This window comes from Halovenus amylolytica (assembly GCA_004015825.1).
Classification (GTDB): Archaea; Halobacteriota; Halobacteria; order Halobacteriales; family Haloarculaceae; genus Halovenus; species Halovenus amylolytica.
Genome location: SAYS01000018.1, coordinates 34,094 through 49,258 on the forward strand (window position 1 = coordinate 34,094; position 15,165 = coordinate 49,258).

The following is a 15,165-nucleotide window of genomic DNA, read 5'->3' on the forward strand; positions in this document are numbered from 1 at the left end:
CGCTCCTCATTACTTGCGGTGCTTACGTCGTCTCGCCCATCGAGAGAGTGGCCCCTTTCAGTCCCGGAAACCTGCGGTTTCCGACCCTCGCGGATGCTCCGCATCCGCTCGGTCCCACCCGATGTGGAATTCCACGCAGGGCGGGGCTTTCTTGCTGTTCGAAGCGGTTTATCCACTCTATTCTCTCAGCGCGATCTTCTTGCCCCTCGAAACCAAAACACTACCCTACAGACGACAAACGTCCGGTATGACCGATCTCGAAGCCAAGACCGACCAGTACGAGGAGTTACTCGCCGAGGCCGTCGAGGCAGCTGCAATCGCCCCGCCGGAAGACACGCCGCTGTTCGAGGCGGCCGAAGACTGTGCGGAGATGGCCCGCTCCTATCTCGAAGATGGCCGTCATTTCAGGTCGAACGACGATCCAGTCAACGCGCTCGCTGCTTTCTCCTACGGCCACGCCTGGCTCGACTGTGGTGCTCGTATTGGCGTGCTTGACGTTCCACGGGAGGGACACCTGTTTACGATCTGATCACCCTGTCGAACCCCAAATCGTCATATCGGTCGGTATAGGGGCCTTACATACCGATCACCTCGTCACAGCACTCGATAACTGTCACGAAGTGTGTGCGAAAGAGAAAGATAGATTCGGCAGAAAAGCGTCGTTTGGTTCACTTACAGGACGTGCTGGTAGTCACTTTTTCATCGTCGACAACTGCATCAACCTGTATCTCTCTACAAGATAGTTCTTCAAATTCGATAATCTCATTCGTGAATCGCATTCTTGGCTGATCGTGGTCGATTTGATCGATTACTGCACGGACTTCGAGCATCGAACCGTCCGGTGGGTCTTCGTCGAATGGCAGAAGTGAGACAGACATTGTCTCGTTCGGGCGTAATGTTTCTTCTTGAAACGGCTCCCGGAACGAATCTGGTGACAACGAAATCTCTGCGTCGTTTTCTCCAGCGTTGCTGACCTCGACATCTAACTGCTCGATCGTCTCCCAGTTCATCTGGGGGTCTGTGTCGTCGGCAACTCTATTTTCGATCACACCACAACCTGCTACCGCTCCAGCAATACCCGTCGTGATCGAGGCGAGGACAGATCGGCGATTCATAACCTGTATTGTTTGTTAACAAACATTCACTACTCAGAGTATTCGTCCAGACGTCGAATCACTTCTTCGAATACCACTGCCAGAGTGATTATAACAGAGATAATGAATAGCGGAAACGCATCCGGGAGTATCACGACAACGAGAGAGAGCTGTACCGCAAATAGCATCAATAGAATGTCTTTCTGGCGTGACGCGCTTGCTGACATCTTCTTGGAATACAGCGAACAAGCTAATACAAATTTCTTTTTGCCTACCGTTTTCGTTCGCTACAACTTATCGGCTGATTCAGTCGGCCGCAATCGAGATTAATTCCCGTTAGTTACGAGCATTTGAAAAATCGTTCGAGTTATTGCTGCCCGGATCGCTCCTCGGTCTCGCCCGCTGCCGCTTCGGTTGCGTCGTCGTCAGCAGCGCCGAACTCCCCGGCTTTACCGCCACCTTCACCTGCTCCGGTCACCTCGGCTCTCGGACCCATTCCGAGTTGCTCTCTGACCGGAAGCAACATTCCTCGGCGATCGGCGACGATACCGGCGAACAGTAGACCACCAGCGAGGACCAGCACGACTGACTGTTGACCGATCGTCTGCAGTGTGCCATCGACAACTCCCATCAGACCATCGAACAGCGGTCCGGGGTCACCCTGTTCCGGCCGTAGTCTATCGATGAACACCGGCCGGACAGCCCAACCGACGAGGGCGCCGACGATGCCAGCCAACAGCAGGGCTCCTGCGGTCATCGACGCCGTCTGCTCTTTCGACCGGCTGATGGCGTACCCCAGGCCAACGAGTCCGACGGAGGTCAGCGGCAACAGCCAGGTCGCGGTCGTCCCCCACTGGATCCCCCTCGCGAAGGGAGCGAAGGCGGCTTCCGGATCCTCATCCTCGCCAAAGGCCGGCCCCTGATCCTGAACGTCCGCGACTGCCGACGCAGCCAGTTCCTCTTTGATCCGCTGTTCGTTGCTCGCCAACTGGTCGACGTACTCCTCGTAGCTAATCTCGCCGGTCAGTCCGTCGAGGACGGTCTGTTGGTGATCGAGGACGGCGGCTGTCAACGCTTCGTCTTCGTCACTCAACTCCGCGCGCGCGTTCGTCTCCAGTTCTTCGGCGATGTTTTCGCGCTCGCCGGGCGGCAGATCGATCTGTGCATCCCGGTATGCTGATTCGTTCTCGCTCAGTCGTGCGATCGTCTCCGAATCAACCTGGTCACTCTTCGCGCCGACCAGCGTCGGAGTGTCGATCTCGACGCCGTCGACGATCGTCTCGGAGACTGTCGCTTTCATCCCCGTGAGATCGATCTGAATAGCGAGATCGTCACGCTCGCCGTGGAGATACTGGTACAACTCGCCGATGACTCGGTCCATCTCGCCGCCGACGAACTCCTCTGTCACACCCTGTTCTGCAACTTCTTCGCTGGTGAGTGTGAGCCGCACCCCCTGTGGCCGCGGTTTGTTGTCGAGGATCTCGTCGATATCTGTCGTGACGTTCTCCCGAATCTGCGCCGTCATCTCCGTGTAGACGCCTTCCTCGTCGAATGTATTCGAGGTATACTCCCCATCGAAGGCTGTCCGATCCGCCCCGATCGCGGCAGTCGCTCCGAACAGCGTCCCTGCCAGGAGCGTCCCGACCAGAATGAGGGCCGCTGTTCGCCCGGTACTCATTCCCGCTCACCTCTGTACTGACCTGCAATCTGTTCCCAGCTTTTCTTAATACATACCCAGTCAGATTGCATCTATCTGTATCCAACGTGTACGTGTATAAAAGCGCGCTGGCGGGTGTCGGTTCGTTGGCAGACAGTGTGTCTGACAGGTGCTGACAGACTGATAGTTTCGATGTCCGGCGATTCAGCCGTATAACACTCGTTACATTTGTCTGACGCCGTTTAATGAGGATGGAAACAGTTGACATACGTATGAGCATACACCGCGGCGAGTTCGAGCGCATCCGGACGGTGCTCGAAGAGTCGAACGCGGACGGGCCGCTGACGGCGCGGGAAATCCTTCATCTGCTCGAAGAGCACGACGAGTCCTTCGAGAGTGCTCACCGGATCGCGACGGTACTCGGCCGGCGTGCCCAGACGGGCGACGTCGAGGTCATCCGCGACCAGCCCTACCGGTACCGGTTCGACAACACCGGAAACTGATCGTGGTTACTCCGAGTCGTTCCGTCTGTCTGTCGTCAACGGTCCCCGGAGGACTGTTAGCTGGCCGAGTCGCTGATTGCTGAGTACTAGACATATATAAGGACTGGATATAAATCCACGTCCTCGTTCTGTGCACGCTGGAATCTCCACAACGAGGGTCTTTCTGGCGTCTCACTATCTGCGTATGGTCTCAATACCAGACAGTACTGCAGTCGTGACGGGCGCAGCATCAGGGATGGGTCGGTCGATCGCACACGAGTTTGCAGCAGATGGCGCGGCAGTGGTCGTGGTCGATGTCGACGAGGAGGGTGCAGACGCCGTCGTCGAGGAGATCGAATCCGATGGCGGTGACGCAGTCGCCGTCCACGCCGACTTGCTGGACCCCGACAGTGCTGGCAGGATTCTCGACCAAACACTGGCGGCGTACGACTCGGTCGACATACTCTGTAACAATGCAGGTGTCCTGGACGATTACGCGTCGGCAGGGGAAACCTCCGACGAACTCTGGGACCGGGTGATCGGTGTCAACCTGACCGCCGCGTTCCGGCTGATCCGCGAGTTCCTCCCGGTGCTCCAGGACGGTGAGGAAGAGGGAGTCGTGATCAACAACGCGTCGATCGCCGGAAAAACTGCCGGTGCCGGGGGGGCTGCCTACACGACGTCGAAACACGGACTGATCGGCTTCACAAAACAACTGTCGAACGACTACGGTCCGGAGATCAGGGCAAATGCCGTCTGTCCCGGTGCAGTCGAAACCGGGATGACAGAGGAGATGCTCGAGGAGATGGAAGCGATGACGGCCGACACGCCGGCCGAGCGGTACGCACAGCCCGAAGAAGTCGCAACCGTCGTCACGTTTCTCGCCAGTGACGACGCCTCGTTCGTCCACGGTGCCGCGGTCAACGTCGACGGTGGCTGGCTGGTCGACTGATCGGTATTCCTGCGGTTAGCTCCGTGACCGAGTTACCGACGTCGTGTGACACACGGTCTCAATACGATATTCGAAACTCATTTGCGACTTTCGTACTGTATCGTCGGGCTTATTACGATGTACGGACTCCCTGCGGGTAATGACAGCCGAAGATCGGACAATTTTGCTCATCGGCAGCGGACCGATTCAGATCGGTCAGGCCGCCGAGTTCGACTACTCGGGCGCGCAGGCGTGTCGCGCGCTCCAGGAAGAGGGCGCACGCGTCGTCCTGGTCAACTCGAACCCGGCGACGATCATGACCGATCCGGAGATGGCCGACGAGGTGTACATCGAACCAATCAACACCGAAGCGATCTCGGAGATCATCCGAAAGGAACGTCCTGACGGCGTGATCGCGGGGCTCGGCGGCCAGACCGGGCTCAACGTCACCGCCGAACTCGCCGAGGAAGGTGTCCTCGAAAAGTACGACGTCGAGGTGATGGGCACCCCGCTGGATACGATCTACGCGACCGAGGATCGTGACCAGTTCCGCCAGCGGATGGAGAAGATGGGTGAACCGATCCCGCAATCAGAGACGATCGAATCTATCGACGAGGTCGAGGAGGCCGTCGAGGCCGTCGGTGGCCTGCCGGTCATCATGCGAACGACCTACACACTGGGTGGCGCAGGATCGGGCGTCATCGGCGATATGGACGAACTGAAGGAGGCAACCCGGAAGGGGCTGAACCTCTCCCGTGACAACCGCGTGATGATCACCGAGTCGATCGATGGCTGGATCGAACTCGAATACGAGGTCATGCGCGACGCCGACGACTCCTGTATCATCATCTGTAACATGGAGAACATCGACCCGATGGGGATCCACACCGGCGAATCGATCGTCGTCACCCCATCACAGGTTATCCCCGACGAGGGCCACCAGGTCATGCGTAACACCGCCCTCGACGTGATCCGCGACCTCGGCATCCAGGGTGGCTGTAACATCCAGTTCGCCTGGCGCGACGACGGCACACCCGGCGGCGAATACCGCGTCGTCGAGGTGAACCCCCGTGTCTCCCGGTCGTCTGCACTCGCCTCGAAGGCGACTGGCTACCCGATCGCCCGCGTTACTGCGAAGGTCGCACTCGGCAAACGACTCCACGAGATCGAAAACGAGATCACCGGGCAGACGACGGCCGCATTCGAGCCAGCGATCGACTACATCGTGACCAAAGTCCCGCGATGGCCCAAAGACAAGTTCCGCGACGTGGAGTTCGAACTCGGGCCGGCGATGAAATCGACCGGTGAGGCGATGGCAATCGGCCGGACCTTTGAGGAGTCGATGCTGAAGGCGCTCCGATCCAGCGAGTACGATCCTGCCGCAGACTGGAACGAGGTAAGCGACGCAGAACTCGAATCGGAGTATCTCGTCAAACCGACGCCGGACCGGACCTACGCGATGTTCGAGGCTTTCGACAGGGGCTACGAGGTAGACGAGATCGTCGAACTCACCGAGATCCGCGAGTGGTACGTCGAGCGATACAAACGGATTTCGGAGGCCGCCCAGGCCGCATCGGACGGTGACTTCCAGATCGCAGCGTCCAGTGGGTTCACGGACCACGAGATCACCGCCCTCGCCGGCGGCGAGTTCGAGGATACCCACGCCTCCTGGCTGCCGGAGCGACTCGTCGACGAGAGTGAGACCGTCGAGGAGGGCGAGGCCCAGACAGACGGCAGTGGTGCAGTCACCGTCGACGACGTGAACGCCGAGACCTCCCAGCGGGATTTCAAGCTGGTCGATACCTGTGCGGGGGAGTTCCAGGCCACGACGCCGTACTACTACTCGGCCCGGGACCCGATTTCGGGACTGAACCGCGACGAACTCCGCGTCGACCGTGACGTCGAGAGTGTTGTCGTGGTCGGCGGTGGTCCGATCCGCATCGGGCAGGGTGTCGAGTTCGACTACTGTTCGGTCCACGCGATCAGTGCACTCCGCGACATGGGTATCGACGCCCACGTGGTCAACAACAACCCAGAGACGGTCTCGACTGACTACGACACCTCCGATGGGCTGTTTTTCGAGCCGATCACCGCCGAAGAGGTCGCAGACGTCATCGAGGCCGCGAACGCCGACGGCGTGATGGTCCAGTTCGGTGGCCAGACCAGCGTCGACATCGGCCGTCCGCTCGAAAAAGAGCTCGAACGCCGCGATCTGGACTGCGAGATCCTCGGTACGTCCGTCGACGCGATGGATCTGGCCGAGGACCGTGACCGGTTCAACAAACTGATGGACGAACTCGGCATCGCACAGGCCGAGGGGGCGACGGCGACGAGCCAGCAAGAGGCGCTCGGTCTCGCTCACGAGATCGGCTACCCCGTGCTCGTTCGTCCGTCGTACGTCCTCGGTGGCCGTGCGATGGACGTCGTCTACAACGACGAGGATCTTGAGACGTACATCGAGGAGGCAGTCCGTGTCTCTCCGGAGAAACCGATCCTCATCGACGACTTCCTCTCGGATGCGGTCGAACTGGACGTCGATGCGGTCTCCGACGGCGAGAACGTCCTCATCGGCGGCGTGATGGAGCACGTCGAGACTGCGGGTGTCCACTCCGGTGACTCGGCGTGTATGATCCCGCCCCGGTCGCTCGGCCGCGAGGTGAACCGCCGCGTGCGCGAAGTCGTCGAGGATATCGCGACAGCCCTCGATACGGTCGGACTGCTCAACGTCCAGCTCGCAGTCAGGGATGGCGAGGTGTACGTACTGGAAGCGAACCCGCGCTCCTCGCGTACCGTCCCGTTCGTCTCGAAGGCGACGGGCGTTCCGATCGCGAAAATCGCCGCGAAGGTGATGGCCGGTGCGACGCTCGACGAACTGGATTACGAGGAGCAGATCCCCGAGCAGGTCAGCGTCAAGGAGGTCGTCCTCCCGTTCGACCGCCTGCCGGGCAGCGATCCACGACTCGGGCCGGAGATGAAATCGACCGGTGAGGTGATGGGCACTGCCGACAGCTTCGGGAAAGCCTACCAGAAAGCCCAGATGAGCGTCGGCAAGCCGATCCCGCTGGATGGCACCGCAATCGTGGATCTTCCGGTCGTCGGCTTCGAGGAGTTCTTCGACGTCCACTCGCTCGACGACTACGAGGACACCGAGGCGATCAAGGAAGCCCTGCACGCCGGCGAGGTCGACATCGTCCTCTCCCGCGAGCGGGACATCCTGGAGGTCTGTGTCGAGGAGTCGATCACCTACTTCTCTACCATCGAGAGCGCGCAGGCGGCACTCGAAGCCATCCGTCACTCCGAGGAGCCACTCGACGTGCAGTCGGTCGACAAGCGGACGAAACTGCAGGAGTACTGGGGCCAGCCGAAAGACCGCGAGGATCTCCGCACGCAGATCGAACGGATCCAGTCGGTCGCCGACGCCGGCTATCTCGACGCGCTCGGTGCTGGTGACGACGACATCTCCGCCTTCGGTGATGCCCTCGATTCCGTACTCGAAACGATCGACAACTCGGTGCTGGTGATGGAATCGAGCGCTGGCGACTCCACCGCGGCAGCGGATGTCAGGCAGGCACTCGAAGACAGGAGCTACGAAGCCAGACTCGCCGACGATCTACCCGCCATCGAGATGGATCGTGAGGAGGATATCGCGACCTACATGATGCTCTCGAAGTTCTCGGTGCTCGTCGACGAGGAGGCGACCCGTCGACTCTCCGAGTACGAGACGGCGAAGGCCCAGCAGAACATCCTCGCCCGCCTCGTGCCGGCCGACCGCGAGGGCCGGACGACCCACATGATCGGCGGCCACGAAGAGGACGGTGCCGACCACATCCGCCAGTTCGAGTACGAGTCCGAGCCGACAGAAGTCCTCGACGAGGCGATCAGCTGGGCGGAATCGGTCGTCGCATCCCGACAGGACTCGGCGTAATCTATCACGCAGTCGGTGTTATTATATCTCCTGCGGATTGAATCAGTTTACAATGGAGGCGGTCCTCTGGCATCTCTTCACCGGCACTCGCGGGGGTCCGAACCGAGTTCGTATCCTCCGGACAGTCGACGACCGCCCCCGAAACGCCAACCAGCTCGCCGAGGAACTCGACGTCGACTACACCACCATCGAGCACCACGTGGACGTGCTCATGGAGAACAATATTCTGAAAAAAAGTGGTGACGAGTACGGCGCGGTCTACATGCCGACCGACCTCGCCCGTAGCCACTGGGATACCATCGAGGAAATAATGCAGGAGGTAACGTAATTATGGACGAAATTAGGAAAGAGTATATCCGAATACTGAACGTATGGTGGCATGGATGGGATCTGAGGTAGTGACCACTGTTGTCGGGCAGGCAGTCGGCCCGGAGTCACCGTGGCTGACAGCCGCGAGTGTGGCAACTGTCGTGAATGTCCTCCTGTTGGGCGTCCTCCTTACTGTCTGGCTCCGGAACTACCGGACGTTCAAATCGAAACACGCACTCGGCCTCTCGATTTTCGGCGTCTTCCTGCTCGCCGAGAACCTGCTCACTTTCAACTACTACGTTATCAACTCGCAGGTCGCAGCCTATCTCGCTGCCGAGGACCCGATCGCCGGCCGTGCGATGATGTTCGTCGCACTTCTCCAGACGCTGGCACTGATCTTTCTGACCTGGGTCACCCTCGAATAATTCAACACTTGCTGACACTTCGAAAAACCCGAAACGACAGCCGAGAGTGAACTACTCTGCGTCGACGGTGAGGGCCAGATCGAAGGCTTCGTCAGCGGGGGCGCTGTCCGGTTCGAGATAGCCGACCGCGGCAGCCGTGTACACTGTTTCGGCTGCGAGTTCGACGTCGAAGGTTGCGACCACGTCGCCGTCGTTGTTCTCCGTGGCGGGACGGATTTCGAGCGTGTAGGTACCTTCGGGGACTTCGACCGAGCCAGCAGCGCCGAAGGGGACGTCCGCGAAGAGGACGTCGCCAGTCTCTTCGACCGTGATGTCGACGTTCGGCGCGTCGGGCGAGGCGTGAATCGCCCGGACGCGTGCCGAATCCGCCGGCAGTTCGAGGTCGCTTTCGAAGACCTCGACGCTGAACGGCTGGTTTTCCTCTGCGAGTTCGCCGAGGGCGGCGGCCGTGAAATCGCCGGCCCCCAGTTCGACAGTCTCGTCGAAGACCACCGTCTCGGCGTCCCCGGCGGCCGTAATCTCGATATCGTATTCGCCCTCGGTGAGATCGAGGTAGTCACTGAACGTGCGATACGGGACGTCTTCAAGTACCGCATCCCCGTCGACGTAGACGTCGACGTTCGGTGCGTCGGGCGAGAGATGCGCAACGCTTAGTCCTGCCTCCGCCGGTTCGGGCTCTTCGGAGCCGTCGTCGTCCGACATGTCGTCTCCCGTCCCGTCGTCGGACGTGTTCCCGTCCGTTCCATCGTCGTCTGTTCCGTCTTCTGACTGTCCACAGCCCGCGAGTGTGAGTGCAACTGCTGTACCACCGACCGTCTTCAGGAACGTTCGTCGTCGTTCTGTCATACTACATATTCAGATTCAGCGACATCTCACAAGTATCATTTCCGAGATCATTCCGAACTCTCTCCCAATTTCCTCACAACCGTCGGTTGTGTCGCCGTAACCCGCCACGACCTGTCTCGTCCCGCTACGTTTTTGCCCCACCGTGGCAACCTCTAGCCAATGAGTCCGGCAAATCGGTATTCGTCACAGGTCGTCCAGGAGTACTGGCAGTACACCTGGGACCGAGAGGGCGTGTACGAACTCGCGTCGGTCGACGATCCGACTTACGTGCTCGGAATGTTCCCCTACACCTCCGGCACCCTGCATATGGGCCACGTCAGAAACTATGCGATCACTGACGCTTATGCGCGGTACCGGCGGATGTGCGGCGACGACGTGCTCCACCCGATGGGGTGGGACGCGTTCGGTCTGCCGGCGGAAAACGCCGCCCACGAGCGCTACACCGACCCGAAATCCTGGACCGACGCCTGTATCGATCAGATGCGCGAGGAGATGGATACGCTCGGTTTCGGCTACGACTGGGAACGGGAGATCACGACCTGCGATCCCGACTACTACCGCTGGAACCAGTACTTCTTCCGGCAGTTCCACGAGGAAGGACTCGTCGAGTACAAGGCCGCAGACGTGAACTGGTGTCCGGACTGCGAGACGGTGCTGGCCGACGCACAGGTCGTCGAAAGCGACGACCACGACGGGGTCTGCTGGCGCTGTGACACCCCCGTCGGACGGCGCGAACTCGACCAGTGGTTTTTCTCGATCACCGACTACGCCGAGGAACTTCTGGAGGGACTCGACGACCTGGCGGACTGGCCCGAAAGCGTCCGGGAGATCCAGCGCAACTGGATCGGGAGACGCGAGGGTGCAACCGTCACATTCGGGATTGCCGACGATACCGACCACGACGAGGTCGACGTGTTCACGACGCGACTGGATACGATCTGCGGTGCGACCTACCTCGCCGTTTCGCCGGGCCACGACCTCGCCAGAACGCTCGCCGAGCACGACGACGAGGTGGCAGCCTACGTCGACGACGCCAGAACGGACGACGTCGCGGAGTTTTCCGGTGTTGAGACCGACGCGACGGCTGTCAACCCCGTCACCGGCGAGGAGGTCCCCGTCTACGTCGCCGCCTACGTCCTCGACGATGTGGGGACGGGTGCTGTTATGGGTGTGCCGGCCCACAACGAGCGTGACCACGCCTTCGCCACCGAACAGGGTGTTCCGATCGAGCAGGTGATCGAACCGATCGACGAGACGCCGACAGATATCGAGACGGAGCCGTTCACCGGCCAGGGGATGCTCACGAAAAGCGGCGAGTACGACGGCCTCGCGAGTTCGGCCGCCCGCGAACGCCTGCTCGACGATACGGAGGCTGCTCGCGAGGATGTCACCTACCGCCTGCGCGACTGGCTGATCTCCAGGCAACGGTACTGGGGGACGCCGATCCCGGTCGTTCACTGCGAGGAGTGTGGTCCAGTCCTCGTTCCCGAAGACGAGCTGCCGGTCGAACTCCCCGAGTTCGTCCAAAGCCGTGGCAACCCACTCGAACAGGCCGAGGAGTTCGTCGAGACGACCTGTCCGGACTGCGGGGAACCCGCTCGCCGCGAGACTGATACGATGGACACCTTCGTCGACTCCTCGTGGTACTTCCTGCGATACCTCTCGCCGGATCTCGACAGCGCAGCCTTCGACTCCGAGGTTGCAAACGAAACGCTGCCCGTCGACGTCTACGTCGGTGGCGAGGAACACGCCGTGCTCCACCTGCTGTACATCCGCTTTTTCACCCGGGCGCTGGCCGACATCGGCGAACTGGACGTTCGCGAACCGGTCCAGAAACTCCTGAACCAGGGGACAGTGCTCCACAGCGGCGAGAAGATGTCGAAGACGAAAGACAACGTCGTCAGCCCCCACGAGTACGGCGCGGAGACCACTCGACTCTTCGTCCTCTCGGCGGCCCACCCCGAGCAGGATTTCGAGTGGACCGCCCGCGACGTCAGTAGCTCCTACGACCTCCAGCAACAGCTGTTCGGGATGGTCGACGCGCTGACCGAGCGCACGGCGTTCCGGGAGAGCGAGGAGCCACACGACGAGTACGTCGCCCGGGAGATCGACCGGACCGTCGCTGCGGCGACCGAACACTACGAGGGCTTTCGGTATCACCGTGCCGTCTCCGAAATCCGCGTACTCGCTGGGTTGCTCGGCCAGTACCGCGAGTTCGACACCCCTAACGAGGCAGTGTACCGCCGCGGTCTGGGCGTGCTGGCCCGACTCATCGCTCCGATCACCCCGTATCTCGGCGAGGAGATGTGGAACCTGCTCCGCGGCGAGGGACTCGTCGCCGAGGCCGACTGGCCCGAACCCGACACCGACACCAGCCGGTTCGAGACCGAACGCCGGATTGTCGAGACACTGCGAGACGACGTCCGGGATATCACCGACGTTGCATCGATTACGAACCCCGACGAGATCGAGGTCGTGATCGCACCGGACTGGAAGTACGACGCCCACGAGATCGCACAGGCGGCCGACGAAACAGATGCCCTCGTGGGTAAAATAATGGGACACGACCAGATGCAGGCGGTCGGCGAGCCGGCTCAGTCCTACGCGGCGGAGCTACAGGACCGCAAACGCGAACTCCGGCCGGTGTTACCTGGCGACGAGGAGTACGATCTGCTCACCCGGGCGGCGTGGCTGCTCCGTGACGAGTTCGAGACCGATGTGATTGTTCGCCGGGCCGAAACCGACGAGGACCTCGCAGCGAAGGCCAAGCCGGGGAAGCCAGCGATTCACATCAGTTGAGACCGGTATCCGTGGCTGCGTGATTTATATTCACTCCAGTAGTAGTATCAGCGGGACAACTGCATGGACGAAATCATCACCACCGTTGAAATCGATGCCCCGCCACAGGCCGTCTGGGACGTGCTGACTGACTTCGAGGGGTACGACGAGTGGAATCCAGTGATGGAGATTTCGGGCACCCCGACCGAGGGTGACCGGCTGACCATGATCCTGACGCTGCCGGATCGGAAACCTCAGCCGTTCAAGCCGAAAGTGCTGGTCGCAGAGGAACCGGCGGAGCTGCGCTGGCAGGGACGGCTGTTCGTTCCCGGGCTGTACGACGGGGAGCACTGGTTCGAACTCGCTGCACTGGACGAGGGTCGACGGACCCAGCTGACCCACGCCGAAACCTTTCGAGGTGTGCTCGTCGGCTTCATCAACCGACGGATCGGCACGGAGGTCGAAACTGCCTTCGAGGGGATGAACGCGGCGCTGAAAACGCGGGTCGAGGAGGATACTGTCGAGCGGGGCAGTGAGAACCGCGTCGAACCCGAACCGGACAGCCAGCACTGATCGCCCATCCCACGCAGTTGTGCGTGAAAGGACGTGAATTTACAGTGGGGGCTTTCGAGTGAGTAGACAGAGCTATCTCGATGAGTACGGCCCCCTTGCAAGCGATAGAGTTGCTCCCGTCGGCTCCCTTCGAACAGCCCGTCGTCGTGCTGGCGCTCGCGCTCGCCTCCTTTCTCGTCGCACCGATTCTCATCGAGCGTGTCGGGCTGCCGGGCATCGTCGGCATCGTGCTCGCGGGGACAGCGCTCGGTCCGAACGGACTCGGTATTCTCGCACGGAGCGAAGCAATCGTCCTGCTCGGCAACGCCGGTCTCGTCTATCTCCTCTTTACCGTGGGGCTGGAACTGGACCTGCGGCGGTTCTTTGCCGCTCCCGAGGATGCGGCGCTGTTCGGAACGATCAGCTTCGGACTCCCATTCGTCGTCGGGACAGGTGTCTGTATGCTCGTCCTCGGCTTCGACGTGTGGGCCGCCATGTTGCTCGCCGCAGTCTTCGCCACCCACACGTTGCTGGCCTATCCCGTCGTCAACAAACTCGATCTGACGAAAAACTCGGCAGTAACGGCGGTGTTCGGCGGCATTCTGTTCACCGATACGGCGGGTCTGATCGTCCTCGCGCTCGCACTCGGTGTCATCCAGGATGGGCTCTCGCTCCGGCTGATCGCCGATATCGGCGTCTCACTCCTCGTCCTGTTCGGCGGCCTCTGGCTCGTCATCCCGCCGGTCGCTAGGTGGTTCTTCCGGAACGCCAGCCAGGAGAGTTACTTCGAGTTTCTGTTCGTCGCCACACTCGTTTTCGCCGCCGCCAGTCTCGCGGAGGGGCTCGGATTGGCTGCAATTCTCGGTGCCTTCGTCGCGGGGATCGCGCTCAACCGCGAGATCGCACGCGGCGGCACACTGATGAACCGGATCGAGTTCTTCGGCAACGCCTTCTTCATCCCGTTTTTCCTCTTCCACGTCGGGATGCTCGTCGATCCGGCGGTCATCGTCTCGGGACCGGAGACGCTGTGGATCTCGGCGGTCATCCTCGGGGTGATGTTCTCGACGAAGATCGTTGCTGCCGGCGCTGTCGGCCGTATCCAGGGGTACAGCCGGAATCAGGTCGGTGTGCTCGTCGGCCTGTCGATCGGCCAGGCTGCCGCGGCGCTCGCGATCACCTTGCTTGGCTTCGAGGCGGGCGTGTTCAGCGCCGACGTGCTCAACGCCGTCGTCGTGATGATTCTCGTCACCGCGATCGCCAGCCCGTGGCTGACCGAACGGTACGGCGTCGGGCTCGCGACCGAACGGGAGGCGACCAGCACCGTCGGCGAGCCGTACGATCCGCGGATTCTCCTGCCGCTGTCCCGGACTGCAGACCGCCAGCAGCACCTGCTCGAACTCGCCTTCGTCCTGAAGGACAGTCCCGCCTCCACGCCGGTTCACCTGCTTACGGTGCTGGAGCCGGACGCGACCGACGAGGAGTTGACGGATACGGAGCGGACCCTCCAGTCGGCCGCCGAGACCGGCGGTGGGGCCGAGGTGCCTGTCGAGGTTGCGACCCGGGTCAACCACAACGTCGCCTCCGCGATCGCCGCCGCGACCGTCGAGACGCGGGCCGATCTCATCCTGCTGGGCTGGGATCCGGGGCGGTCACTGGGCGGCAGGGTGTTCGGCAACACCATCGATCAGGTCCGACAGCGGACGACCGATCCAGTGCTGGTCTCGCGGCTCGGGCGCCCGGTCAACACGACGACCCGGCTCCTGCTCGTCTTGCCGCCGGCGGTCGGCCACCACGAGGGCTTCTCCGAAGGGATCTATCTGGTCAAACGGATGGCCGAGAAACTCGGGGTTCCGATCGAAGCGGTGGCTGTCGGAACCCGAATCTCCCCGGCGAAATACGAGGAACTGATCGGAACTGTCGACCCTGAGATGGCCGTCACCGTCACACACGTCGACGGCTGGGATGGACTCGGCGAGCGACTGGACGCGGCCGCGGCGGCGGATCTGGTCGTCCCGCTGAAACCCCGTGAGGGTGGGCTCGGCTGGGCACCCGAACTCCGACGACTTCCCCGGCAGATCGTCGACGCGCCGCCCGAGGCGTTCGTCATCGTCACGCCACGGCAGGGCGATCCCGGCTACGCTGCCAGGTTCCTGCGCCTCGACTGAC

General features: G+C 61.5%; 12 protein-coding genes. 9 read left to right on the top strand and 3 right to left on the bottom strand.

The features are described from left to right. Positions 1-247 precede the first annotated feature (247 nt). Complete coding sequence (locus EOW68_RS14175; RefSeq protein WP_128225821.1) at positions 248-529, top strand: DUF357 domain-containing protein; 282 nt, start codon at positions 248-250, stop codon at positions 527-529. A gap of 139 nt (positions 530-668) precedes the next feature. Here EOW68_RS14175 and EOW68_RS14180 read toward each other — a convergent pair whose 3' ends face one another. Both EOW68_RS14180 and EOW68_RS14185 read right to left on the bottom strand, forming a co-directional pair. Further along, positions 669-1,049: a hypothetical protein gene (locus tag EOW68_RS14180; protein WP_128225822.1), complete on the bottom strand. Its 381-nt coding sequence runs from the start codon at positions 1,047-1,049 to the stop codon at positions 669-671. Positions 1,050-1,461: 412 nt separating this feature from the next. Further along, positions 1,462-2,772 (bottom strand): hypothetical protein, encoded by a 1,311-nt coding sequence (locus EOW68_RS14185; RefSeq protein ID WP_128225823.1) that lies wholly within the window; start codon positions 2,770-2,772, stop codon positions 1,462-1,464. 251 nt (positions 2,773-3,023) lie between these two features. Here EOW68_RS14185 and EOW68_RS14190 point away from each other — a divergent pair, with 251 nt between their 5' ends. The 5 genes from EOW68_RS14190 to EOW68_RS14210 all read left to right on the top strand — a co-directional run bounded on the left by EOW68_RS14190 (position 3,024) and on the right by EOW68_RS14210 (position 8,823). Further along, positions 3,024-3,254 (top strand): hypothetical protein, encoded by a 231-nt coding sequence (locus EOW68_RS14190; protein WP_128225824.1) that lies wholly within the window; start codon positions 3,024-3,026, stop codon positions 3,252-3,254. Between the two features lie 184 nt (positions 3,255-3,438). Next, a complete protein-coding gene (locus tag EOW68_RS14195) occupies positions 3,439-4,185 on the top strand; it encodes an SDR family NAD(P)-dependent oxidoreductase (protein ID WP_128225825.1) in 747 nt (248 codons plus the stop codon). A 139-nt stretch (positions 4,186-4,324) separates the two neighbouring features. Then, on the top strand, positions 4,325-8,089 hold the full coding sequence (carB, locus tag EOW68_RS14200) for a carbamoyl-phosphate synthase large subunit (RefSeq protein ID WP_431358945.1): 3,765 nt from the start codon (positions 4,325-4,327) through the stop codon (positions 8,087-8,089). Positions 8,090-8,141: 52 nt separating this feature from the next. Then, positions 8,142-8,417, top strand: coding sequence for a winged helix-turn-helix domain-containing protein (locus EOW68_RS14205; RefSeq protein WP_128225826.1), 276 nt, complete (start codon positions 8,142-8,144; stop codon positions 8,415-8,417). 55 nt (positions 8,418-8,472) lie between these two features. After that, positions 8,473-8,823: a DUF8036 family membrane protein gene (locus EOW68_RS14210; protein ID WP_431358946.1), complete on the top strand. Its 351-nt coding sequence runs from the start codon at positions 8,473-8,475 to the stop codon at positions 8,821-8,823. Positions 8,824-8,874: 51 nt separating this feature from the next. Here EOW68_RS14210 and EOW68_RS14215 read toward each other — a convergent pair whose 3' ends face one another. Then, positions 8,875-9,669 carry a DUF4397 domain-containing protein gene (locus EOW68_RS14215; protein WP_128225827.1) on the bottom strand — a complete coding sequence of 265 codons (795 nt, stop codon included), beginning with the start codon at positions 9,667-9,669 and terminating at the stop codon, positions 8,875-8,877. Between the two features lie 159 nt (positions 9,670-9,828). Between EOW68_RS14215 and leuS the strand changes: the two genes are divergently transcribed. From leuS to EOW68_RS14230, 3 genes are all read left to right on the top strand, one after another. Next, entirely contained in the window at positions 9,829-12,468 is a 2,640-nt protein-coding gene (gene leuS / locus EOW68_RS14220; protein WP_128225828.1) for a leucine--tRNA ligase, read from the top strand. Positions 12,469-12,531: 63 nt separating this feature from the next. Then, a complete protein-coding gene (locus EOW68_RS14225) occupies positions 12,532-13,020 on the top strand; it encodes an SRPBCC family protein (RefSeq protein ID WP_128225829.1) in 489 nt (162 codons plus the stop codon). Positions 13,021-13,100: 80 nt separating this feature from the next. Continuing rightward, positions 13,101-15,164, top strand: coding sequence for a cation:proton antiporter domain-containing protein (locus tag EOW68_RS14230; RefSeq protein WP_128225830.1), 2,064 nt, complete (start codon positions 13,101-13,103; stop codon positions 15,162-15,164). Position 15,165: the final 1 nt, after the last annotated feature.

Bases quoted from the DNA above. Each gene is read 5' to 3' on its own strand.
- leuS (WP_128225828.1), top strand. From the start codon at position 9,829: ATGAGTCCGGCAAATCGGTATTCGTCACAGGTCGTCCAGGAGTACTGG.
- carB (WP_431358945.1), top strand. From the start codon at position 4,325: ATGACAGCCGAAGATCGGACAATTTTGCTCATCGGCAGCGGACCGATT.
- EOW68_RS14190 (WP_128225824.1), top strand. From the start codon at position 3,024: ATGAGCATACACCGCGGCGAGTTCGAGCGCATCCGGACGGTGCTCGAA.
- EOW68_RS14225 (WP_128225829.1), top strand. From the start codon at position 12,532: ATGGACGAAATCATCACCACCGTTGAAATCGATGCCCCGCCACAGGCC.
- EOW68_RS14210 (WP_431358946.1), top strand. From the start codon at position 8,473: ATGGGATCTGAGGTAGTGACCACTGTTGTCGGGCAGGCAGTCGGCCCG.
- EOW68_RS14175 (WP_128225821.1), top strand. From the start codon at position 248: ATGACCGATCTCGAAGCCAAGACCGACCAGTACGAGGAGTTACTCGCC.
- EOW68_RS14215 (WP_128225827.1), bottom strand. From the start codon at position 9,669: ATGACAGAACGACGACGAACGTTCCTGAAGACGGTCGGTGGTACAGCA.
- EOW68_RS14230 (WP_128225830.1), top strand. From the start codon at position 13,101: ATGAGTACGGCCCCCTTGCAAGCGATAGAGTTGCTCCCGTCGGCTCCC.
- EOW68_RS14195 (WP_128225825.1), top strand. From the start codon at position 3,439: ATGGTCTCAATACCAGACAGTACTGCAGTCGTGACGGGCGCAGCATCA.
- EOW68_RS14205 (WP_128225826.1), top strand. From the start codon at position 8,142: ATGGAGGCGGTCCTCTGGCATCTCTTCACCGGCACTCGCGGGGGTCCG.
- EOW68_RS14185 (WP_128225823.1), bottom strand. From the start codon at position 2,772: ATGAGTACCGGGCGAACAGCGGCCCTCATTCTGGTCGGGACGCTCCTG.